A 26,176-nucleotide genomic window follows, 5' to 3' on the forward strand; every position below is an offset into this window, starting at 1 on the left:
TAATTTTTGGTAAATATGTTAGTTTTTTATTTAATTTCCAAAGTTATATCGTAAAGTTAAACCAGAGCGAATAGATGTTTGTGGAAACGCTGTTGAAATAGCGTATTCTGAGAATGTATAATCAAAGTAGAAAATTCCTGTTAGGTTCTTACTAAATGCATAATCGGCAGTATATTTAAGTCCCCAAATGGTTTGTCCTGCAGTTACTTGGTTATTTTCCAAATCGAGGTAACGAATAATGGTTTTATTTTCTCTAATAGAGATATCTGCTTTCATGTTAAGGTCGCTCTTAATAACGTTTCTTGGACCAGCCATTTTAGAGTTTATTTTTACATCTTTAATTCGGTAACCTAACCCAAAAACATACTCACTCCCTTTAATTTCTGTCAATAAATTATTATCGAAACTTAAAAACAAGCGTCGATCCTTCTTAATTTCAGCAAGAATTTTCATTGAGTTTTTCATTTCGAAATCTACTTTTACTAGAGGACTAAACATTTCGGTTAAAGCCACAGCACTAAATAGGGTTTCATTTTTATAATTTCCTGATTGGTCTAAAACATTAGGGTTTTGCGATGCGTAATCTGCATTTGGATCAAATGCATTATAATCTAAGTTAGATCTAAATTGATTAATAGTGTAAATTGAATTGTAACCATGAGTTACAGAAAAACGCTTAAAGTGTTTTTTAAACCAAGGTAACTTCATTAACCCTGTATATTTTAATGTCCAGTTAGGAATTGGAATATCTCTAAATGCTCCAAGCGAAACTTTCCCTGCGTCCTTCCCTGTATATGCCGATAAAAATGCTGGTAATAATACTGCTTGATTGGTTTTTCCGAACCCTAGTGGATACCCTTCTGCATCTAAATTAGCAGGATTATTCACATCTATTCCTGCTTTAGAAGCAAGTCGTCTAGCTATTTCCAACCTGTTTGCTCTAAAGTTATCAAACGTTTCTGACCCATTTTCGTCACTACTAGCAAAAGCAGTTTTAATCATAGATGTTGAAATGTTGAAGTTTCCAAAGGCATTTCTAATAAGTGGATTATAGCCATCACTCAATCCGTCGTTATTACTATCTATAGTGTTAAAACTTTCTGTGAGGTTTTCGTTGTAGGTCCTACCTCCTGTTAAATCGATTTTTAAATCTTGCATTGGCTCTAAGGCTGCAGAGAAGTTTAATATTTTAGATTCTTCTTCAGTGTATTGTTGATTAAACTCTGGAAATACCGTTAACCACCCATTCTTCGCTGCTAAATATCTAATATCGCGTTGGCTACCAAAGGTAAATCCAAAGGTAGGTTTTAGTGTTCCTATAAACCCTGGTGTTTCCATATACCCTGGTAAATATGTTCCGTTACGTTGTGTATAATCAAACTGAATTCTCTTAACAGTTGTCAATACGTCTATGGCAGCATTGTATAAACCATTCTTTTTTGTTGTTGTTGTTGGCTGTTGGTTTCCTCTAGGTTGTCCTCCTGGTGGCACACCTCTTTGTGTATTAGATTTCGCAGAACTATTTTTTCTAACCAAGCCTAAATAACGATACAAACGATTCATATCTAAGTTAGCATTTAAAGTATGTGAACTGGCATTAGATATTGTGTTTCCTAAATCGTAAGTAGAACCATTAATCGTTAAGTTTCCATATAAATCAGATCCTTTCTGCCAAAGAAAATCTCCGGTGTAAGCGTAAGTTGCTCTTAAAAACTCTAATGCTGGAATTTTATTTAATGGCAATTCATAGTTAATTCCTAATTGTTGGAATTGCCTGTTTGGATCACCAACATCAAAGAAACCATCCCAAACATCTTTTGATGGATCTTGGGCACCATTTAGATTATCGTCAACAAAATAATTTCTAACTATGTTATTGTTAGATGCTGAAAAATTTAAGCTTAACGCATCTGTAAGGTTATAATTAATATTGTATTGGAAATCGAACGTATAGTTTCTTCTATATAATTCTTCAATACCAATATTTGTACCTCCTAAATCAAGGTCTCTAAATTTTTGCTTGTTAAATTGACGCATAAAATCTGTATTCACAGAAATGCTAGATGGCAATAAGTTAAAATTAAAGTCCTTTAAAATTTTCCAGTATTTTCCTTTAAATAGTGAATCATTCTTTTTAAAAGGTTCAATCTTAATTGGATCAAAGCTAAAATTATAGTTTGCACCAACTCTTACATTTTGATTTAAGGAGTTTTCAATTTCAAAATCTCTATGTTCTACTTGATTGTAAGAGTAATTAAGTGTTAGATTTTCGACATCATAAAACTTGGGCTTAGCTTCGCCTGTTCGTTGTTTTCTAACACCTATAAAATTGATGCTTTGTCGCTTTGTGTAATCTTCAGATTGTTTTTTTATAGTTTCCTTTTCAGCATTTGTCGTTGCTGCATCTAGTCTATCCTGTAACTTAATATCTTTGTATTGTTGGTCGTATTCAGGCGTCACTAATTCTTCACTTTGTCCATAATTAAATGGAATTTGAACACCCCATTTTTTTGGTAATAACTGTCCTAAATTAACATTAGTCACCACATCGTATTGCTTCACATCTTCTCTACTTCGTTGATTTGGCCCTTGCTCGATGGTACCAAAACCTGTAGTACTTCGTCTTCCTGTAGCACTAATATCCATGAAGTCAGCAATATTGGAGTCCATACTTGCAATGGCTGCCCAACCACCTTCGTTATCCATATCAGATAAACGCAATTCGTTAAACCACACTTCTGTACAAACATCAACGGTTGTTTCGTGTGAATTTTTAATCCCTACCATTAAGGTTCGTATATCTCCAAAATTTGGATTCCCTTTTATAGCGACACGTTGTTGGCCTATGGTATAAGATGAAAATTCTGGAATAGAAGTCTCTTGTAATACACCATCTATAACATCATAAAACGTTGGGTCTTCATCTCCTAAAGTTCCTGCCGAAATTCCTAAAGCTTTTATTTTTGCCAACACTTCAATTGGAAGGTTAATTTCGTTTTCAGGTTTCCAAACTTCCGTATCAATTGTTGAGCCTGTTGTTGAAACTGCCAAAGGAATTTCAATTTGATAATAGTTTTGAGTAAAATCGTTACCCATTCTAATAAAACCAACAGCATCGCCATCTTGCAATCCTAAGGCTGCGCCTTGTTCGGCATGCATAAACATACGTAGTTTTTTAAACTGACGCATATCTACATTAATGTTTTTGAATACTGCTCTAGAATCTTTTGGTTCTAACTTACAAACGTTTACTACTAAGGACTGCTCGTTTTGCCTCACTAAGGTATTGTTATTATTAAGCTGTTCTCTTTCAACTCCTGGAGGAGACACATAACGACCATCATTTTCTTGAATTCCAATAATACCTACATTAAAATCGGTACCATCTAAATCATTATTTGTATCGTCATCTAAAGATTGCTGGTAACGTCTCCAATCGCTTCTTACTAGATCTAAAGATCCAAAACGCATGACTGTATTTTCTGCAAATTCAGACAAATACAAACGCATAAAACGAATGGATCTAAAATCGGTAATACCACCTATTTGATTTGTGTAAGCGGTTAACGGAATTCTAAATTGATACCATTTTACTTGCCTTGAATCACCATTGGGAAGTGTTACTGTAGTTGTTTTTCTATCTCTAATAAAGGTATTGTTTACGTTTGCTAAACTAGAAGGTGTGATATCGAACTCATACTCAAAATAACTGTCTATGGTATTCATAGTGTTATCTCTGTTTATGTCCTCTACATCAGGCTGCGTTGTAGAACCTCTATTAGTTTGCGTGAAAGTGTCAGGAGAATTTCCTTCTACCCCATTATATTTTTTATAACGTTCAAACACATCACCTGTCGTGTTAAGGAAATAGGTATAGTTATCGTTAGCTGGATCCTCAAGTCCCGAAAATGCTGAAAATACAGACGCTTCTTCTACATCATCATACCCATCAAATCCAACATCTTGGTTGGCACGTTGCTGCCCTAATGTTGAAAACGCATAAATTAAAGCTTGATTTTGTGGCACTACAGTTCCCCATGATGGTGTTGGCTGTATGGCACTTACATCTCCATTCTCTGGCAACCCATTTTCGTACTGCTTTCTACCGTCTTTAATAATATCTTCTGAAATATTACCAAGATTTAAGGTTAACTTACCTCCTGGGTTTGTAGGGTTATCTAAAAATGGATCTTGTAGCCAAAATTCCACATACTCTACGTTAGCTTGCTCAAAATCGGTAGAGGTTAGCTGTCGTGTAATTCCTGCCCAAGAATCTATTGGGTCATCTAAAATTCCATCTTCGGCTCCAGGTTGAAAGTTATAAGGTCCTCTTTCGGCAGGATAGTACGCCAAATCTAAAGAATTAATAACCGTTGGTTGCCCTTGTACAATATCTTGTTGTGGGAAAATTTCATCTATAAAAATACGTCTTGTATATAAGTTAGACATATCATCATCGCTAATTCCAGTTGGTCGTTGACCACTATAAAAAATAGGATCTATAGAGTACCAATTTAGCAAGGCTCTGTTATAACCGTTTTGTATGCCATTATCATCTTCTGAACTTCCGCCTATACCTAATGCTTTTGGACGACTGGATAGACTCCATGAAATTGGTGATAATAAATCAATAGCATTTTGAGTTCCTTCAAAGTCATCAACATAGGTTGTGGCTTCTCCTTGGAAATCAGATCCTTTTGGTGCTCCAGGTAATAAGTATGCAAACTCACCTCTAAGAGATACGTTTGACTGTACATCGGTATCTATATTTGGCAGTTTATTTGCTAATCTTGTTAAGAAAGGTACTTCGGTAGAGAAATTGGCATTAACTCCAAAAATAGTATTATTTATAGGCTCTGTTCCGTAGTTTGCTTTTTGTGTTATTGGACGCTCATTTAAGTTTAAAAATGTTGCTCCCAACACAAAGTTTTCGTTAAACTGATGCTCTACATTAATACCTGTAAAACGTTTTGTTTGCTGACCAAATACCGCATTATTTTCTACAGACACTTGAATAGGTGTATTTGATGCCTGTAACGCAGGATCTAAAATTTGAACCGTACCCATTTGGTAGTTTACGGTATAATCTACACCTTCAACCAATACACGTCCGCCAGCTGTTACCTTAACGGATCCTTGAGGCACATTAAATGCGCCTATAGGAATTCCACCACCACCTCCTGCTTTGTAGCGTCCTTTTATTTGGAACTTATTTTTTTCGCCATCTTCTAAGGCTGCTGTTTTTGTAGATTTATATAGTTTGTCGTAAACGTATTTTGCTTGGTTAGGGTTATACTGTGTTGGATCATCATAGTCAGCTTCATTATCACTTGGATTGTTATCGATATCTAGAATGTCGAATAAGTATTTACCAAATGGTTCTACATTAGTGAATATTATTTTTCCGTTTTGTTGAATTACAGTAATTCCAGGCACAAAGTCAAAAAAGCCATCACCATTAAATTGAGGGTCGTTATTATAGTTTAATTTGTCTAAATTAAACACTCGTAATAAAGGTGTTTCTTCTAAAGCATCTTCGTTTGGTCCAGGTGTTGGAAATAGCGTTGTACCAACTGGCGTTATATAGTTTACAGGAGAAGATTCTGTATAAAAAATATTTAATTTAAAGTCTTCTCTTTCCAAATTAAAAGCACCAGTATTGTAGATGTTTTTCATCATTAAATCCCAAATAGGTTGATCTACACTTGTGACTGTACTTTTAAGCATTTTTAGAATTAAACTGTTATTGCTAACAATTGTATTTCCTGTTCCAGAATCTACCGATACGTCTGTCGCATCCACACCATCGTTGGCAAACTCACCAACCTGATATACTTGATCACCTACAGTAAACTGGTAAGCGACTGCTAAAATTTCATCATTTTGCAAACGCTGATTTAACGAGATGTATCCTAATTGGGTGTTTACTGTAAACTCTGATCCTTCTTGTAATTTTCTTGCGTTTTCTAGTTTTCCATAATCAAACCCTTCATTCACTCCAGGTACCAAAATACCTGATTGAACCGTTGCAATATCTCTAATATCGTCTGTAATTTGAGAGCCAGCTCCACCAATATTAGTAGGATCGTATGCGTTATTAGTGTTGTTTGGATATGCATTTGGACCTGCTGTAATATTCACTGCCGAACCAATGTTAGCTGGATTAGATTCTCCTAAGTCTTGCAAGGCTACAACGTTTCTTACATCGTCTGTTTGATTAGAACGGTTGGTTACCCAAACCTCTATTCTTGTAACTTGAATTGGTGAATTTATATAAGGATAAGTTTCTAAAGCTGAATCGTAATTATCTCTAAAGTATTGCGCTAAAAAGAAGTGTCTGTTTTCGTCGTAATCTAATCCGAAAAACTCAAATTCTTGTAAGGTGCCTCCACCTTGGGCCACCACCGTTCGTGTTTGCGATTTTTGTTCAGAAAATATTCCTGTAATAGTTGTTTTTCCAAACTGTAATTGTGTTTTTACACCAAATAAACTCTGTGCTCCAGTAATTAATGAGCTGTTTAAAGGCATGCTTACATTACCTACTTCTATTTTCTGAATAATATCATCTTCTGTAGGAGTATATTCTAATTTTATAAGATTTTGAAAATCGTAGCTAGATTGGGTGTCGTAATTAGCAGTTACTTGTAGCCTTGTTCCAACTTTACCCAATAAACTAAGTTCTATTCTTTGGTCAAAATCAAACGTGAAATTACTTCTATTTCTTGGTGAAAACGATGGATTGTCTTGCTTGGTGTATAAAATTCCTAAATCCATTTCAACCGACCCTTGTGGAATAACTTCAATAGTACTTCCTCCAAAAACGGATTCAAAAAAATCGGAATCTACATATAGTTCTGGTATTAAATTTTTCTTAGCATCTTCTAAGCCTGCTTTCTTCCCATCGTATGCATCAATTTTTTCTTTATAATAATTACGCAAGGTTTCTTGAGCCACCAGTTTTCTGAATTCTTCAGGTGTTAAGATTATTGGGTAATTAATATTTATAGTTCCTAAACTTTGATTATAGATATATCTGTCAGTTAAAGGATCGTATGTGTATTTAGAAACTATACTGTCTGGATTCGGTAATAATAAATTATTAAACGAAAACGTCGTACTTGTTGAGTCTCTAACTGTTGTTTGTTGCGCAAAAGTGGCAATATATAATAGTAACATAATGCTTGTTAACGCATATGTTCTAGTAGATTTGTGAAAATTAATGTTGGCGGCTTTCAAATCAATTATAATTTTTTTAAGGCTTCTTTTATAATAGCTTCGACACTTGCTTCTTGGTTGCTGGAAACAATTTTATCTACAACGCGTTCGGATTGCTTTTTGGCAAAACCAAGAACTTCTAATGCAGATAACGCTTCATCTTTATTAGTATTGCTTTGGAATGTAATTCCTTCATCAATATCGTAGGCTTTTAAAACTTTATCTTTTAGTTCTATCACAACACGTTGCGCGGTTTTAAGACCAATACCTTTAACTGACTGAATTAAAGCTACGTCTTCTACTGCAATTGCTTCCCTAACCTGTTTAGGTGTTAAGGACGATAACATGGTTCGTGCTGTACTTGTTCCAATACCACTTACAGAAATAAGTAGTCTAAAAATTTGTCTTTCACCAAGCGATGAAAACCCATAAAGTGTATGCGAATCTTCTTTAACTTGAAGATGCGTATAGAGTTTTAGATGTTCTTGATTGGGTATTTGAGAATACGTATGCAATGAAATATTTAGCAAATAGCCAACACCATTACAATCAATCACAACATCTGTAGGATTTTTTTCAACAAGTTTACCTTGTATATGCGTAATCATAGATTTGGTTTAGTTACGCTCCAAATGTAATAAAATAATTATACATTATAACGACATAATCTAACCGCAGACCCTAGTTTTACACTCTTTTTTGCTTTTTTTGAGCATCTATTACCGCAATTGCTGCCATATTTACTATTTCATCAACACTAGCATCTAGCTGTAAAATGTGTGCTGGTTTTTTTAATCCCATCATAATTGGGCCAATATTTTCGGCCTTATTTAACTCTTTTAAAAGCTTGTAAGTAATATTTGCCGAATCTAAGTTAGGAAATATCAATGTGTTAACTTTTCGTCCAGCTAATTTTGAAGAAGGAAAAATATCTTGGCGCATTTCATTATTTAAAGCAAAGTCTGTTTGAAATTCACCATCAACAATTAAACTAGGGTAATAACGATGCAAATACGATACGGCTTGCCTTACTTTTGATGCCTTTTCGTTACTTGATGATCCAAAATTAGAATACGAAATCATTGCCATAACTGGTTCTATGCCAAACATTTTTACTGTAGTAGCCGTCATTTGAGCTATTTTAGCAAGGTCTTTTGAGCTAGGATCTATATTAATAGAGGTATCACTTAAAAATAAAGGTCCTCGTTGTGTCATTAACACATTAGTTGTTGCAATTCTAGTAGCTCCTTTGTCAAGTCCAATTAATTCTAACATTGGTTTTACAACCGTTGGATAATTTCTTGAAAACCCTGAAATAAGCGCATCAGCATCACCTTCATTTACCATCATTGCAGCATAATAATTACGTTCACGCATGAGCTTTTTGGCAGTATGCTGTGTAATGCCGCGTCTATTTCGTTGGCTCCAATAAATATTTGCATAGGCATTTTTGGTTGCTTCTTGCTCATCAGATTTTGGATCAATTATTTCTACATCAGCTTCAAATTCGATTTCTTCTTTTAGCTTTTCAATTTTATCTCTTCGTCCCAACAAAATTGGTATGGCTATACCTTCTTCATGAACTATTTGCGCTGCTTTTAAAACCGTTAATTGGTCTGCTTCAGCAAAAACAACACGCTTTGGGTTTAATTTTGCTCGACTGTGTAACAAACGCACTAGCTTATTATCATGTCCCAATCGCTGCAGTAAAAGTTCTTCGTATCTTTCCCAATCTTCAATGGGCTCAGTAGCTACACCACTATCCATAGCTGCTTTAGCAACCGCTGGCGGGACTACACTTATTAACCTTGGATCAAAAGGTTTAGGTATAATATACTCTTTACCAAATGTTAAACGTGTTTCGCCATAGGCAACATTTACTTGTTCCGGAACGGGTTCTTTGGCTAATTCTGCTAATGCAATAACAGCTGCTTTTTTCATCTCCTCATTAATAGAAGTTGCTCTAACATCTAAAGCACCTCTAAAAATAAAAGGAAAACCTAGCACATTATTTACTTGGTTAGGATGATCGCTACGTCCAGTTGCCATAATAATATCATCTCTAGTATCAATTGCCAATTGGTAAGCGATTTCAGGATCAGGATTTGCCATAGCAAAAACTATTGGGTTTTTTGCCATGGTTTTTAGCATCCCAGGTGTTACAATATTTGATGTTGATAAACCAATGAACACATCGGCATCTTCCATGGCGTCCTCAAGTGTGTTAATATCTCTAGATGTAGCAAATTCTGCTTTTTGAGATGTTAAATTATCTCTGTCTTTTCTAATAACGCCTTTACTATCTAACATGACAATATTCTCACGCTCTGCTCCAAACGATTGATATAAGCGTGTACAAGAAATCGCAGCTGCTCCAGCACCACTTATTACAATTGTTACATCCTCAATATTTTTTTCTATAATCTCTAAGGCATTTAATAATGCGGCGGCTGATATAATTGCTGTACCATGTTGGTCATCATGCATTACAGGAATATCGAGTTCTTCTTTTAAGCGTCTTTCTATTTCAAAAGCTTCTGGAGCTTTAATATCTTCAAGATTAATACCACCAAACGTAGGCGCTATGTTTTTTACTGTTTGAATAAACTCTTCAACATCTTCTGTGCCTATTTCTATATCAAACACATCAATATCGGCAAATATTTTAAAAAGTAATCCCTTCCCTTCCATAACTGGCTTAGAGGCTTCAGGCCCAATATTACCCAATCCTAAAACTGCTGTCCCATTAGAAATTACAGCCACTAAATTTCCTTTAGCCGTATATTTATAAGCATTAGCTTTATCTTTTTCAATTTCTAAGCAAGGTTCGGCTACTCCAGGTGAATAAGCTAAAGATAAATCTCTTTGAGTGGCGTACTTTTTAGTAGGCACTACTTTTATTTTTCCGGGACTTGGCTTGGCGTGGTAAATTAAAGCTTCTCTTCGTTTACTCTCCTTTCGTTTACTCTCCTTTTCCTTACTCATATTCTCGTTAGTTAGCTATGAATTGGCAAAGATACAACGTAGAAATTAATAGCCTAATCTTTTAAAAATTTAATGTTTCGGGTAAGTCCTGAAAACTTTGTACGCTTTACTGCCGATTTTTTAAACACTTTTTTAAAGGTGTCTTCCGTAATCTCTTCCCAATCTTTTTTTGTCATTTCTAATAATTCTGGATGCGGATTAAAAAGTGGTTCATTATGTGGTTTTGAAAACCGATTCCAAGGGCAAACATCTTGACACACATCGCAGCCAAACATCCAATTATCAAATTGTCCTTTAAATTCTGATGGAATATTGTCCTTGAGTTCTATCGTGAAATATGAAATACATTTACTACCATCTACCACATAAGGCTCCGTAATTGCTTGAGTTGGACACGCATCTATGCATGCTGTACATGTACCACAATGATCTGTGGTTGGTGTATCATACTCCAACGCTAAATCGATTATTAATTCTGCAATAAAATAAAACGACCCTACTTGCTGTGTCAATAAATTACTGTGTTTCCCTATCCAACCCAAACCTGATTTTGCTGCCCAAGCTTTATCTAATACTGGAGCAGAATCAACAAATGCTCTGCCTGCTACTTCTCCTATATTGTCTTGAATGAATTGTAATAATTGTTTGAGTTTGTCTTTAATCACAAAATGGTAGTCTGTACCATAAGCATATTTACTGATTTTTGGAGCAGATGTATCTTTTTGAATTTCAGAAGGGAAATAATTAAGTAATAACGACACCACACTTTTAGAGCCTTCAACTAGTTTGGTTGGGTCTAAGCGCTTATCAAAATGGTTTTCCATGTATTGCATTTTGCCATGCATATTATTATTTAACCATTTTTCTAGTCGAGGCGCTTCTTCTTCCAAAAACTGAGCTTGACTAATACCACAAGACAAAAAACCGAGGCGTTTGGCTTCGGTTTTGATGAGGTTGGTATATTTAGTTTTATTATTCATTTAATAAGATTCCGAAACAACACTTCGGCAACGCTCAGTGTAACAGTTTAGAATGACGCTTAGCGTTAAAACAATCCACCTTGAGCATTTCCTTTGATTCTACCTAGATGTTTGTAAGCAAATTCGGTGACTTCACGTCCTCGAGGTGTGCGCATAATAAACCCTTGCTGTATTAAAAATGGTTCGTACACCTCTTCAATAGTTTCGGCACTTTCACTAACTGCAGTTGCCAAAGTAGTAATCCCAACTGGACCTCCTTTAAATTTATCTATTATCGTCGTTAGAATTTTATTATCCATTTCATCAAGACCATGCGCATCTACGTTTAGCGCTTTTAAGCTATACTTTGAAATCTCGATATCAATGCTTCCATTGCCTTTTATTTGAGCAAAATCCCTGACTCTTCTTAATAATGCATTTGCAATTCTAGGAGTACCTCTACTTCGTCCAGCAATTTCTATTGCTGCTTCCATAGAAATAGGCACTTTTAAGATGTGCGCACTACGCTGTACAATAGTTGATAATAATTCTGTTGAATAATATTGTAATCTACTACTAATGCCAAAACGTGCTCGCATTGGCGCTGTTAACAATCCTGAACGTGTTGTGGCTCCAACTAAGGTAAATGGATTTAAATTGATTTGAACTGAACGTGCGTTAGGTCCAGTCTCAATCATAATATCGATTTTAAAGTCTTCCATTGCAGAATATAAATACTCTTCAACTATAGGACTTAAACGATGAATCTCATCTATAAATAAGACATCACGTTCTTCGAGATTGGTTAGCAATCCTGCCAAATCTCCTGGTTTATCTAATACAGGTCCAGAAGTTACTTTAATGCCTACCTCTAACTCATTCGATAAAATATGTGCTAAGGTGGTTTTCCCTAATCCTGGTGGTCCATGAAACAAGGTGTGATCTAATGCATCTCCACGTAAATTAGATGCTTCAACAAAAACTTTTAGATTTTCTAACACTTGATCTTGTCCTGCAAAATCTTCAAAGGACAATGGCCTTAAGGCTCTTTCTATATCATGTTCTTCTGAAGATAGGTTTTCGCTGGATGGATTAAGATTTTCGTTCATACTTCAAATATAAATAAAAACCCTTTCTAATTCAGAAAGGGTTTTTGCTTATTTTAAAAGTAATTTGTTATTGCTTCACAACTTTTTTAGTAGTGTTACCTTTATCTGTTTCGATTTTTAGTAAATAAATTCCTTTTTCTAAAGAAGAAAAATTCATCGTTTCATTTTTAAGTTGAATATGTTGAATCCTCTTTCCTAAGATATCGTATAGGTGCGCTTTTTGAATTTTTACAGTATTAGTATTTAAATAGAGTACATTATTTACTGGGTTTGGATATAAATTTATTGCATTTTTTAATGAAGTTTCCTCTAACCCTAAAATTCCTGTAACAAAAGTTTTAACTTCACCATAGCTTGTTCCTTTACTATTAATAGCATAGGCTACATAAGAGTATTGAGTATTTGATGTTAATCCTGTAATAGATTCGCTGAACATTCCTGTTCCAGAACCGTTCTCATCTTTAATAACATTTGCGCCTCCTATCTGTGGATTGGCATTTTGGGACGTTATTGCATAAACAATGCCTCGTTCGGTTACCGTTACTCCACCATCTGAAGTTACATTACCACCCATAACTGCTGATGTGGAACCAAATGTTGACACAGTTGTTGTGGTTACTGTTGGAGTTGTAGGAATTTCGAAGTATAAATTATCTATTGCTAAATAGTGTACTTCGTTAGCTCCGCCAGCTGTATTGTTTAAAGGGACAATTTCAAACTTATCGATGAGAATATTTTGATTTGTATTGGAAAGTCCTAAAAAATTAAATCCTTTGTTATCATCGTCAAAAGGAGGTGAAAACGTTTGGGTGAACACTGGTGTTCCTGAGCCATCTTTATAACCTTTTATAGTGACTCCAACCGAATGCAAGTCGCTATAAGAGCTATTATTGCTCATATATAGGTAAAACCCTTTTAAATAAATATTGTTTCCATTTGTTGTTTCAATTGAGGTTGAATAAGGAGTCCCTCCGTCTGCTATTAACGAGGGTGATGCATCTAAATTATCTAAGTAATACAAGCTCTCGCCCACTCCAATTTTTGTTCCGTCTGTGTGAACCTGTAAAGCGTTGTTTAGTGTAAAAGATTGGCTGTTACTAACAAAGGTTGTAGCATTATCTGAAGCCGTTTCAAAGTTTTCAAGACTATAGTTTCCAACTGGTGATGGTGACCATATAATCTCATCTATTGCGGCATAGATAAGTGTTCCACCAGAAAGATCTAAACTAATTTCATCTACTAATGTATCTCCATACCCTAAACTCACTAGGTCTATAAAAGTAAAACCGTTGGTTTCTTGATTTGTCCAAGTTACATCCCCACCAGTGTCATCAATTGTTAAAGAAAAAACTTCGCTATTGTCTTTATATGCCTTTAATGTAGCTGCTTGATTTGTATTTACTGGCACTCCTGAACAATCAGTACTAGAATAAACATATAATGAGTGAATATAAATATCTGACCCATCAGCAGTTTTAAAATTTACATTTGATTGTGACCCACAAGAACCTATATTATCTAAGTACCGTTGCGAATCCCCAACACCACTATTGGCAAATGTTGATACCTGTCCGTTTACTATATTAAAGCTTTTTGAACCAGAAGTAAATGAACTAGAAGTAACTGTTTCTGTTTCAAAACTTTCAAGAACAGTTTGTGCTTTAACTGTTGCTATATGAAACAAGTTAAACAAAGAGAAGAAAAATAGAAAAGTAGTTTTTTTCATAGTTTTAAGATTAAAGTATATGAGACTAAAATACTACAAAAATCAAGATATAGTTAACTTCTTATCTAAATTAACAACACTATAACAAAAAGCCTTTCTATAGTAGAAAGGCTTTTAAATATATTATATAACTTTTTAAATCTAATGTTGAAGTTCTTCTTCTCCTTCTTTTAAGGGCACATTTTGTGGCACAAAATCGTCATCATGTCCTGGTTTGCTATAATCATAAGCCCAACGGTGTACATGAGGTATGTCGCCTTCCCAGTTTCCATGAATATGCTTAACTGGTGCTGTCCATTCAAGCGTGTTAGATTTCCATGGGTTTTGAACTGTTTTCTTACCATAGAACATACTGTAGAAGAAGTTCCATAAGAACACTAATTGAAATGCTCCTCCAATTAGGGCAAACAATGTAATTACGACATTGACATTAGATAAATCATCAAATAATGGGAAATTACTATTTGTATAATAACGACGTGGTAAACCAGCCATACCTATAAAGTGCATTGGGAAAAATACACCATAAGCACAAATAGCTGTTACCCAAAAATGGATATATCCTAAATTTTTATTAAGCATTCGTCCAAACATTTTAGGGAACCAATGGTAAATTCCAGCAAACATTCCATAAAGCGCTGAGATACCCATTACTAAATGAAAGTGTGCTACAACGAAATACGTATCGTGTACGTTAATATCTAAAGCACTATCACCCAAAATAATTCCTGTTAAACCACCTGTAATGAAAGTGGATACTAGTCCAATAGAGAATAGCATTGCAGGGTTAAACTGGAGATTACCCTTCCAGAGGGTTGTTATGTAGTTAAATGCTTTTACAGCTGAAGGTATTGCAATTAATAAGGTTGTAAATGTAAACACCGAACCTAAGAACGGATTCATTCCTGATACGAACATATGGTGACCCCAAACAATTGTAGATAAGAATGCAATTGCTAAAATTGAAGCAACCATAGCGCGATAACCAAAAATAGGTTTACGTGAGTTTGTTGCAATAACTTCGGAAGTTATACCTAATGCTGGTAATAATACAATATATACTTCTGGGTGACCTAGGAACCAGAATAAGTGTTCAAATAGTACTGGAGAACCTCCTTGGTAATGCAATACTTCACCTTGGATAAATATATCAGATAAGAAGAATGATGTTCCAAAACTTCTATCCATTATTAATAATAATGCTGCAGATAATAATACTGGAAACGAAACCACACCAATAATTGCTGTTACAAAAAATGCCCAGATAGTTAATGGAAGTCTTGTCATAGACATTCCTTTAGTACGTAAGTTTATTACTGTTACAATATAGTTAAGCGATCCTAGTAATGACGATGCAATAAATATTGCCATAGATACTAACCAGAGTGTCATACCTGCTCCTGATCCACCTTGAGCCATTGGCAATGCACTTAAAGGAGGATAAATTGTCCACCCAGCTGCTGCAGGTCCTGCTTCAACAAATAATGAAATGACCATGATTACACTTGACAAGAAAAATAGCCAATAAGAGACCATATTAAGGAATCCTGAAGCCATGTCTCGAGCACCAATTTGCAATGGTATTAATAAGTTACTAAATGTACCACTTAATCCTGCTGTTAACACAAAAAATACCATGATGGTACCATGTATAGTTACCAATGCTAAATACATATCAGCATCCATAACACCTCCTGGAGCCCATTTACCTAATAGTGCTTCAAAAATAGCATTTGGTTGTTCAGGCCATGCAATTTGCATACGAATCATTAATGACATCATAACACCAATAACTCCCATAATAGTACCTGTAATTAGGTACTGCTTTGCAATCATTTTATGATCTTGACTAAATATATATTTAGTTACAAAGGTTTCTTTATGATGATGTCCGTGGTCGTCTTCGTGAGCGTGAGTATCTGCGTGTGCTGACATAATCTATATTTATTTTATTCTTTTTGTTATAATTAATTTTGAACTAATGAGTTTTTAAAAATTTGCTGCTCTTTTATCCAAGCATTGTACTCTTCTTCAGTTTCAACAACTATTTTCATTTGCATGTTATAGTGAGATTTTCCACATATTTTATTACAAATTAAAAGGTAATCAAACTCATAAGGGTCTAATGCTTCTTCACCTTTTGCAATCAAATCTTTACTTTTATTAGTTCTAATATCGTTAATATTAGCTACTTTTTCTACCATATCAGGGTTCTGTCTCATTTCTGCTGTAGTCACTGTTGGTGTAAAAGCAAACTGAGTAATCATTCCAGGAACACAGTTCATTTGAGCTCTAAAATGTGGCATGTATGCTGAGTGCAATACATCTTGCGATCGCATTTTAAATATTACTTGTCTTCCTACTGGTAAATGTAATTCTGTAGTAATAATATCGTCTTGAGCGTTAGGATCAGCTTCATCTAATCCTAAAATATTTGCATTATCTAGATTAATTAATCTAACATTTGCATCTCCCAGCACATTATCATTTCCGGCATATCTTGCTTTCCAGTTAAACTGTTGTGCGTAAAGCTCAACCACTAAGGCATCTTCTTCTTCTTCGAAGTTCATGATGTCTGACCAAGTGAATAAACCATAAATAATTAAACCTGCTAGTGTAATAACTGGAATAATGGTCCAGATGAACTCTAATTTATCATTATCAGCATAAAATAATGCTTTACGTCCTTTTTCACCTTTATATTTAAAAGCAAAATAATGTAGTAAGAATTGTGTAATGGTTTGAACAATAAAAATGATAACCATAGAGATAATCATTAAATTGTCTATTTGAGGTCCATGAGCAGAAGCTGAATTAGACATTAATGGTAAATCTCCCCATTTTACAAGGCATACAATTGTAATAATATAAATGAAGGCTAAGAAGCCTAACATTAAATATCCATTAACTCTATTATCTTTATCATTGGCAACTTGAGAATTTTCATTATTAGCATTGGCTAAATCGAAAATCTTTACCATTTGCCATATGGCAACAGTAATAAATACTAAAACTATAATTGTTAATAAAGCTGTCATTGTTATTCTTCGTCTTTATTTTTATTAATTAATAATGGAATTGTTCACTTTCTTTAACAAAAGGATTTCCTTTGGCTAATAATGGTTGTTTTGATATTGCATAGAATACAATTAACAAGAACAATCCAAGGAAAAAGAACACAGCTCCAAATTCTGCAAAACCAAATCCCCATCTATCACCAACTGTTGCTGGCATAATCATGTTATAAACATCTATGTAGTGTCCAACTAGTATGGCTATACCTGCCATAACGATAAACCAATTAATACGTTTATAATCACTATTCATTAGTACTAAGAATGGAAATATAAAGTTTAGAGCTAACATGCCAAAGAATGGTAATTTATAATCTTCTATTCTAGTTACAAAGTATGTTACTTCTTCAGGTATATTAGCATACCATATTAACATAAATTGAGAGAACCATAAATACGTCCAGAAAATACTAATAGCAAACATAAACTTAGCCAAATCGTGCATGTGACTGTCGTTTACAAACTCCATTAATCCTTTAGATTTTAAATACATAGTAACTAATGCAATTACTGTAATACCACTTACAAACATACTTGCAAACACATACCAACCAAATAATGTTGAGAACCAGTGAGGATCTACACTCATAATCCAGTCCCAAGACATCATTGATTCTGTGTAAATATAAAATACTAAGAATGCTGCCGAAATACGGAAATTCTTTTTGAAGTTTCTGTTGTCATCTGCACTATCTTGAGCAATCGAAAATTTACGAGAAAAGTATCTATATAAACTCCAACCACCTAAGAAAATTAATCCACGAATAAAGAACCCTGTTTTGTTTAACCATCCTGCTTTTCCTTGTATTAACTCATCATGAGCAACAACTTCAGGATCCATCCAAATAAATATATGGTCACCTGCCCACATAGCAATAGCTAATACTATTAAACCTCCTGGCAATACGTAATATGTAATACCTTCCATCACTCTAAATAGTACTGGCGACCATCCTGCTTGTGAAGCGTATTGAATACCATAAAAAGCTAATACACCTAAAGCAATCATAAAGAAGAAAAATGCTGCTACATAAAGAGCCGAATATGGTCTGTTATGAATTTGATGCATCACGTGTTCTGCATGTTCGTCATCATGAGCTTCAGCTGAATCATGAGATGTTTCTTCTCCATGCGAGTCGGCTGCTGGTTCATGTGTTGTTGCTTCAGTACCATGACCTCCGCCATGAGATGCGTCTTCTTCAGCTAACATCGTTTTTACATCCTCTACTGAAACGTGAGAAGACACATAACTTGTTCCCCATAATCCTGCTCCTACAATAATTAGGATAAGTGAGACTATTTTTAATCTATTTGAAATGGTGTACATATCGATATATAACTTTATCTAAATCTTATTTTTATAAATCTGCTTTTAATTTCATTACGTAAGCAGCTACTTGCCAACGTTCTTCTTCTCTAAGCTGGTTTTTATGAGAGCCCATAGCATTTTTTCCATAATAAATTACGTGGTAAATGCTACCTTCATTAATGGCTCGTGCAGCATCATTATATTTAGGGATTCCTGCAATTTTCTCTCTTTTTACTAAGTTTCCTTGTCCATCTCCTTTTGTTCCGTGGCATGTACTACAGTAAATATCGTATAACTCTTTTCCTCTTGCAAAATCAACTTGAGTAGAATCTAAAGGGCTTACTAATTCTGCTTTAGCGCGATCATACTCGGCAGTAGAACTTCCATATTCAAACAATGTATGCCCTCTAGCAATTGTCCCTTCTACAGGAAGCATTGCAGATTGTTGTTCTGGAAATATGTCGTAAGCCATATAAGTTTCATAACTTGGTGATTCGTACATGTTTGGCATAAACTGATAGTTTGGTGCAGAACTATCGTTACAAGACATTACCGAACTTACCATTATTGCCAATACTAATATTTTAATTAAGCCTTTCATAATATATTAATGTGCTTCTTTATCTACAATGTTAATTTCTACTGCTCCTGTATCTGCTAAAAATGATTCTAATTCTTTTTCATTACCATGCACTGGTATCTCCATTAAAAAATGATCATCAGTAGTTCTAGGATCTGGGTTTTCAGCTTTTTTAAATGGCCACATTCTACTACGTAAGTAAAATGTTATTACCATTAAGTGCGCTGAGAAAAATACTGTAAGCTCAAACATAATAGGCACAAATGCAGGCATATTTTCTAGATAGCTAAAACTTGGTTTACCACCAATGTTTTGAGGCCAATCTTCAATCATGATATAGTTCATCATAACTATAGCTACAGTTAAACCAAGGCAACCGTATATAAATGCTGTAATAGCAATACGCGTTGGTGCCAATCCCATTGCTTTGTCTAGTCCATGTACTGGAAAAGGGGTGTATATTTCTTCTATGTGATACTTTGCTGCTTTAACCTTTTTAACGGCCGACATTAACACATCATCATCTGTATAAATAGCGTGAATTACTTTTGTAGACTCCATATGCTATCTTAATTTTTTGTTTTTTTAGAATTATCTCCTGAAGTTCTTTCGTCTGCTCCAGTACCAACTAAACTATTACCTGCTTCTCTAATTTTTTTATAACGCTCGCCTGAAGATTTTAAAATGGTCTTCACCTCTGCTTGTGCAATCACTGGGAATGTTCTTGCGTACAGTAAGAATAACACGAAGAAGAACCCTATTGTTCCAATGAAAATTCCAATATCAACAAACGTTGGCGAGAACATAGACCAAGATGATGGTAAATAATCTCTATGCAACGATGTTACAATAATTACAAAACGTTCAAACCACATTCCAATATTTACTACAATTGAAATAAAGAACGAGAACATAATACTTGTACGCAACTTTTTAAACCACATAAACTGTGGCGAGAACACGTTACAAGTCATCATTGCCCAATATGCCCAAGCATAAGGTCCTGTTGCTCTGTTTAAGAAGGCGTATTGCTCATATTCAACACCTGAGTACCAAGCAATAAACAGCTCAGTGATATACGCCACACCTACGATAGAACCTGTAATCATAATGACTATGTTCATTAACTCGATGTGTTGTACTGTGATATAATCTTCAAGATTACACACTTTTCTCATAATAATAAGAAGCGTGTTTACCATGGCGAATCCTGAGAAAATAGCCCCTGCAACGAAGTATGGTGGGAATATTGTAGTATGCCAACCTGGAATTACCGATGTTGCGAAGTCAAATGATACAATAGTGTGTACAGAAAGTACTAATGGTGTTGCTAAACCTGCAAGTACCAAAGATACTTCTTCAAAACGTTGCCAATCTTTAGCTCTACCAGACCATCCAAATGATAATAAAGAATATATTTTCTTTTGAAAAGGTCTAACAGCTCTATCTCTAATCATTGCAAAATCTGGCAATAACCCTGTCCACCAAAATACTAATGATACAGATAGATAGGTAGAAATTGCAAATACATCCCAAAGTAATGGCGAGTTAAAGTTAACCCAAAGTGATCCAAACTGGTTTGGAATAGGTAATACCCAATATCCTAACCAAGGTCGTCCCATGTGAATAATTGGGAACAATCCTGCTTGAACTACCGAAAAAATTGTCATTGCTTCTGCAGAACGGTTAATTGCCATTCTCCATTTTTGACGGAATAATAATAGTACTGCAGAAATAAGTGTTCCTGCGTGACCAATACCAACCCACCAAACGAAGTTAGTAATATCCCAAGCCCAACCAACGGTTTTGTTTAATCCCCAAGTACCAATACCTGTTGATATTGTATAAATTATACAACCTAATCCCCAAAGAAAGGCCACAAGAGCAATAGAAAATACAATCCACCATTGTTTGTTTGCTTTTCCTTCAACTGGAGCAGCTACATCCACAGTAACATCGTGGTATGATTTTTCTCCTGTAACTAAAGGTCTTCTAATAGGTGCTTCGTAGTGAGACGCCATAATCCTTTTATAATTGTTTCTTAATTAATTTATTATTTATGCTTCCGTATTTCTTACTTTCACTTGATACACCACATTTGGTTTAGTACCAACACTTTCTAGTAAGTGATACGCTCTTTTATCATCTTTAAGAGCTGCTATATCGCTCTTTTTATCATTGATATCTCCAAACTTCATTGCTCCATTGCTACAAGCTGCAGAACATGCTGTTTTAAATTCGTTTGGTTTTACTACTCTTCCATCACGTTTAGCATCAAGAACTGTTTTTTGTGTCATTTGAATACACATAGAACATTTTTCCATAACACCACGAGATCTTACAGTAACATCAGGGTTAATTACCATACGTCCTAAATCATCATTCATGTGGTAATCAAATTCATCATTGCCATTATATAAGAACCAGTTAAAACGACGTACTTTATACGGACAGTTATTAGCACAGTAACGAGTACCTACACAACGGTTATATGCCATGTGGTTTTGACCTTGACGACCGTGTGATGTTGCTGCCACTGGACATACTGTTTCACAAGGTGCGTGATTACAGTGCTGACACATTATTGGCTGGAACGCTACTTGAGGGTTGGCTGCTGGAGATTCCATTTCGCCAAACGTACTTAACGAGCTTCCTAAACCTTTAATATTATCTTTCTTTTCGTTATCACCTTCAAAAGATGCTTCGGATGAATAGTATCTATCTATACGTAACCAGTGCATATCACGACTACGTCTAATTTCTTCTTTACCTACAACTGGTACGTTATTTTCAGCATGACATGCAATAACACAAGCACCACATCCTGTACAAGCATTTAAGTCTATTGACAAGTTAAAATGATGACCTATAGAACGATCAAACTCATCCCATAAATCAACTCTAGAAGAGTTAACTGGTGTTTCTTTATGGTTTAATGATACTACAGGAACTGCATTATAATAATCTTTATCTTTAGTATTAAATACTTCAAGCGTAGTTTCTCTAATAATATCGCCACGACCCATTAAAGTATTGTGTAACTGCACACTTGCAAACTCATGTCTTCCAGAAGCTACTTCAATCGAAACTTCTTGAACAGGATTAAAGTTAACATACAACGGATATGCATTTACTCCTGTTTGCATTTCAGATTTCATTCCTAATGATCTACCATATCCAAATGATAATCCAAAAGTTCCTTTAGCTTGCCCTGGTTGAATAATTACTGGAACTGTTACTGTAACTCCATTAGCTGTAACATTAGCATATTTCCCGTTTAAACCACCTGTTGCATCATGCTGACTTTGACTAAAGAAGGTGCTAGGTGCTAAATCTAGCCCTAATTCTTTAGCATCGGCTTCAGATACCGTTAAGTAGTTATCCCAAGTAATTCTTGTTAATGGATCTGGAAACTCTTGTAACCAAGGGTTATTAGCTTGTTGTCCATCTCCCATTCCTGTTTTTGAGTATAATGTTAACTCAAATCCAGAAGACGATGACGTAGCTAACGCTCTTGCTGCAGTACTTGCATCCATTGGTGTTTGGTCTTCAGCTTCACTATCAGTTGTATCTTCAACTAATGAAGAAGTTCCTACAAACACACCATCGTGTAATGCTTGATTCCAAGAGCCACCGTTTAATATATTGTTAGCCCAATTGTCTTTTATGTAATCATGGTATGTCATATCATTACCATTCCACATTAATAAAGCCTCTTGAAATTGTTTAGTATCGAATAACGGACGAATAGCTGGTTGCATTAATCCGTAGTGTCCTTTTTTAAGCTCTACATCTCCCCAAGATTCTAAATAGTGAGGTGCAGCAGCAATGTAATTACACAATGTCGATGTTTCATTTTCTTTCATAGAAAACGCCACAGACATATCCACATTAGCTAATCCTGATTCAAATTCAGCAGCATTAGGTAATGTATATATTGGATTTACACCACTCATAATTAAAGCACCAACCTTACCAGCATTCATATCTGCCACTAATTGCGCAACTGCTTTATCGTTACCTTGTCTTGTTTTAATTGGCGTATTAGGATCGAAGGCTTTACTTGCTAAAGCTTCGTTTATTGCAAATACTACTGTTTGAGCATTTACATCTTGAATTCCGGTTACTACAACACCATTGCTTCCAGCTTTACTCAACTCTGAAGCAGCTGTACTCACAGCTTCTTCAACATGAGCAGGAAGATTTCCTGACACAGCATTTCCAGTAATTTTACCGTATAATTTTGCTAAGGCAACTTTTTGCTCACTTGGTTTTAAAGGCACACGCTTATCTGCATTTGCACCAGTTAAACTCATGTTAGACTCAAACTGAATGTGGCGCGACATTTTTCCGTTTTTTGGAATACGTCCTTTTGCATAAGCAGAATCAAATCCGCCACCTTGCCAATCTCCTAAGAAATCAGCTCCAACAGATACAATTGTAGCTGCTTTAGAGAAATCGTAATTAGCTAAACCACGTTCTCCATATGTATTTTGGTATGCTTCGATTGCAGCCGACTCTGAAATAGCATCGTAAACTACATGACGAACATTACCATATTTTTCTTTAAACTCTGAAATTAATTTAGAAGTAGAAGGACTTGCAAATGTTTGTGTTAATAACACAATATCTTTCCCAGATGCAACAGCTGCATTAAGTCCAGCTGTAGTATCAGCATCAAACTCGGTCCAAGAACTGTCTTCTCCATTCTTTTTTGGCCACCCAACTCTTAAGCTGTCATACAAATCTAAAACAGACGCATTAACTCTGGCATTTGCACTACCATTTGTTGCTGCTAAATCATTGTTTTCAATTTTTATTGGTCGTCCTTCACGTGTTTTAACCAACACACTTGCAAAATCATGACCATTAGCAATCGTTGTTGCATAGTAATTTGCAACACCAGGAATAATTTGATCTGGTTGCACTACATAAGGAATCGCTTTCTTAACTGGTCCTTCGCAAGCTGCTAAAGATGCAGCAGCTGTACTAAAACCAACATATTTTAAGAAATCACGACGTGTAGTTGAAGAAGTTTCAAGAGTGTCTTTATCTCCTAAAAATTCATCTACAGGAATCTCTTGCACAAACTCTTTATGCTTAAGCGCCTCAACCATAGAGCTATTGTCTTGGTTTAGCTCCTCAACACTTTTCCAGTATTTCTTGTTTGATGACATATTATAATTGAATTAACTTCTTTTAATATTTAGTAATGACATTTTCCACATTCTAACCCACCCATTTGAGCTGCAGTTAGTTGGTCAACACCATATTTTTTTGATAACTCTTCGTGTATTTTTGTATAATACTCGTTGTCTTTAACCTTAACATTTGTCTCTCTGTGACAGTTAATACACCATCCCATAGTTAAAGGCGAGTATTGGTACATTATTTCCATTTCTTCAACAGGACCATGACATGTCTGACACTCAAGTCCAGCAACCGAAACGTGTTGCGAGTGATTGAAGTAAGCAAAATCAGGAAGGTTATGGATTCTCACCCATTTAACAGGCTGTGTTTCTCCTGTGTATTCTTGATTATCGTCATCCCAACCTACTGCAGCATATAATTTTTTAATCTCAGCATCATAAAATTCTTTTGAATATTCAGCTGTTGTTTCACCATTGTATTCGTAAACTGATTTATGACAGTTCATACACACGTTTAACGATGGAATACCAGATGTTTTACTTACTCTTGCAGAAGAGTGACAATACTTACAGTCTATACCATTATCTCCAGCATGTATCTTATGTGAGAAATGAATTGGTTGCACTGGTTGGTATCCTTGGTCAATACCTAATTGCATAAAGTAACCATATGCAAAATATGCACTAGATAACAGGAAGAATATTGCCACAACCAACATTAAAAATTGGTTTTGCACAAATGCTTTCCATAATGGTTTTCTTTGAGCATCTTCAGGAATTTCAACATTATTAGCTTTGGCAAAGCGGCGCAATGTTCTGTTAACCATTATTAAACCAATAGCTAATAGTACAAATAAAATTGCTAGTGCACCAAGAACTAAATCGTTTGAAATACCACCTTCAGATTGCGCAGCTGTTTGTGCAGTTGCTCCTCCTGCATTAGCTGGAGGTGCTGCTTTTTCTTGAGCTGTATATGCTAAGATATCGCTAATGTCTTGATCGCTTAACTGTGGCATTGCAGTCATTGCTGCTCCACCATACTCATTAAAAATTTTGTTTCCGTAAGCATCGCCAGACTTCACTACTGCTGAACTATTTCTAATCCATGCTGCAATCCAATCTCTATCAAGACCTTCATCATTAGTTAGTCGTTGCTCCACAAAACGTAATGCTGGCCCAGTCATTTTTTTATCGAGACTATGACAAGCAGCACAATTGGTATTAAATAAAGCTTTCCCTTTAGCAGGATCGCCATCTTGAGCAAATAGCGATGTTGAGAATGTTAGTAAAAATATTAACCCCAGCAGTAGAGATCTTGCGGTTAATTTACGGTTTATCACCTGTTTCATATCGTTAGTTAGATTACCTTCTATACTTTGGTACGATTTTTTCATACAAATAGAACAATATTCGGTTATAAAAATCTCGCACAAAAGTAACATTTAAAGTCGATTTTAGAAATGTTAGATAAGTGTTAATATCTAATTTATAAGGATTCTAAATAATAAAAATAATAATGTTTAAGTTAATATACTTTACATTTGCACAAAATAAAATTAACTATGGTTAAATTTGGTAATAAATTTTTAATTCTAACCTTCTTAATGTCAATGTTTTTTACAAGTGCTATTATAGCTCAAGAGGGAGAGGTTGTTGTAAACCAAGACAAGCAAATTGAAACATTGTTACGATTAAAAAAAGAGGTTAATAAAACACTTGTTAACTATAGAATTCAAATCTTTAACGGGAATCGTCAAGGCGCTGAAAAAGCAAGAGATGAGTTTGTAAAAGTGTTTTCTAGCTGGAAACCAGATATGAAGTTTCAAACACCCAATTATAAAATTTGGGTTGGTGAATTTAAAACTAGATTAGAAGCCGATCGTGCTTTATTGCAAATTAAGAAAGAATTTAGAAATGCTTTTATTATTAAACTTTAAAAAACAATATGAGTCGTCCTAAAATAGGTTGACAGTTTATAAATAAAAATTAGATAGGACCAGTGAAGTTAACTTCACTGGTTTTTTTGTTGTGTACAAAGTTAGGTGTTTTGTAATTAAGGCTCAAATGTG

General features: G+C 34.9%; 15 protein-coding genes. 1 reads left to right on the forward strand and 14 read right to left on the reverse strand.

Annotation, left to right across the window (positions count from 1 at the left end):
- Positions 1-30 precede the first annotated feature (30 nt).
- The 14 genes from sov to E5167_RS14390 all read right to left on the reverse strand — a co-directional run bounded on the left by sov (position 31) and on the right by E5167_RS14390 (position 25,456).
- On the reverse strand, positions 31-7,176 hold the full coding sequence (gene sov / locus E5167_RS14325; RefSeq protein ID WP_136844853.1) for a T9SS outer membrane translocon Sov/SprA: 7,146 nt from the start codon (positions 7,174-7,176) through the stop codon (positions 31-33).
- A gap of 65 nt (positions 7,177-7,241) precedes the next feature.
- Positions 7,242-7,823: a Holliday junction branch migration protein RuvA gene (ruvA, locus tag E5167_RS14330; protein WP_136844854.1), complete on the reverse strand. Its 582-nt coding sequence runs from the start codon at positions 7,821-7,823 to the stop codon at positions 7,242-7,244.
- A gap of 79 nt (positions 7,824-7,902) precedes the next feature.
- Entirely contained in the window at positions 7,903-10,200 is a 2,298-nt protein-coding gene (locus E5167_RS14335) for an NADP-dependent malic enzyme (RefSeq protein WP_136844855.1), read from the reverse strand.
- Positions 10,201-10,253: 53 nt separating this feature from the next.
- Positions 10,254-11,180 carry a tRNA epoxyqueuosine(34) reductase QueG gene (gene queG / locus E5167_RS14340; RefSeq protein ID WP_136844856.1) on the reverse strand — a complete coding sequence of 309 codons (927 nt, stop codon included), beginning with the start codon at positions 11,178-11,180 and terminating at the stop codon, positions 10,254-10,256.
- A gap of 65 nt (positions 11,181-11,245) precedes the next feature.
- Entirely contained in the window at positions 11,246-12,268 is a 1,023-nt protein-coding gene (gene ruvB / locus E5167_RS14345) for a Holliday junction branch migration DNA helicase RuvB (RefSeq protein WP_136844857.1), read from the reverse strand.
- Between the two features lie 67 nt (positions 12,269-12,335).
- Positions 12,336-13,994: a T9SS type A sorting domain-containing protein gene (locus E5167_RS14350; protein ID WP_136844858.1), complete on the reverse strand. Its 1,659-nt coding sequence runs from the start codon at positions 13,992-13,994 to the stop codon at positions 12,336-12,338.
- Positions 13,995-14,135: 141 nt separating this feature from the next.
- Entirely contained in the window at positions 14,136-15,929 is a 1,794-nt protein-coding gene (locus E5167_RS14355; RefSeq protein WP_136844859.1) for a cytochrome c oxidase subunit I, read from the reverse strand.
- 32 nt (positions 15,930-15,961) lie between these two features.
- Entirely contained in the window at positions 15,962-17,032 is a 1,071-nt protein-coding gene (locus tag E5167_RS14360; RefSeq protein WP_136844860.1) for a cytochrome c oxidase subunit II, read from the reverse strand.
- 28 nt (positions 17,033-17,060) lie between these two features.
- Positions 17,061-18,395: a quinol:cytochrome C oxidoreductase gene (locus E5167_RS14365; RefSeq protein ID WP_136844861.1), complete on the reverse strand. Its 1,335-nt coding sequence runs from the start codon at positions 18,393-18,395 to the stop codon at positions 17,061-17,063.
- Positions 18,396-18,426: 31 nt separating this feature from the next.
- Positions 18,427-18,978 carry a c-type cytochrome gene (locus tag E5167_RS14370; protein ID WP_169301440.1) on the reverse strand — a complete coding sequence of 184 codons (552 nt, stop codon included), beginning with the start codon at positions 18,976-18,978 and terminating at the stop codon, positions 18,427-18,429.
- A gap of 6 nt (positions 18,979-18,984) precedes the next feature.
- Positions 18,985-19,518, reverse strand: coding sequence for a DUF3341 domain-containing protein (locus E5167_RS14375; protein WP_136844862.1), 534 nt, complete (start codon positions 19,516-19,518; stop codon positions 18,985-18,987).
- 8 nt (positions 19,519-19,526) lie between these two features.
- Positions 19,527-20,978, reverse strand: a complete 1,452-nt coding sequence (nrfD, locus tag E5167_RS14380; protein WP_136844863.1) for an NrfD/PsrC family molybdoenzyme membrane anchor subunit — start codon at positions 20,976-20,978, stop codon at positions 19,527-19,529.
- Positions 20,979-21,014: 36 nt separating this feature from the next.
- Positions 21,015-24,134, reverse strand: coding sequence for a TAT-variant-translocated molybdopterin oxidoreductase (locus tag E5167_RS14385; protein ID WP_136844864.1), 3,120 nt, complete (start codon positions 24,132-24,134; stop codon positions 21,015-21,017).
- Positions 24,135-24,163: 29 nt separating this feature from the next.
- Positions 24,164-25,456 carry a cytochrome c3 family protein gene (locus E5167_RS14390; protein ID WP_136844869.1) on the reverse strand — a complete coding sequence of 431 codons (1,293 nt, stop codon included), beginning with the start codon at positions 25,454-25,456 and terminating at the stop codon, positions 24,164-24,166.
- A gap of 261 nt (positions 25,457-25,717) precedes the next feature.
- Between E5167_RS14390 and E5167_RS14395 the strand changes: the two genes are divergently transcribed.
- Positions 25,718-26,044: an SPOR domain-containing protein gene (locus tag E5167_RS14395; RefSeq protein ID WP_239022010.1), complete on the forward strand. Its 327-nt coding sequence runs from the start codon at positions 25,718-25,720 to the stop codon at positions 26,042-26,044.
- The last annotated feature ends 132 nt before the right edge of the window (positions 26,045-26,176 follow it).

The organism is Pontimicrobium aquaticum, from assembly GCF_005047595.1.
Classification (GTDB): Bacteria; Bacteroidota; Bacteroidia; order Flavobacteriales; family Flavobacteriaceae; genus Pontimicrobium; species Pontimicrobium aquaticum.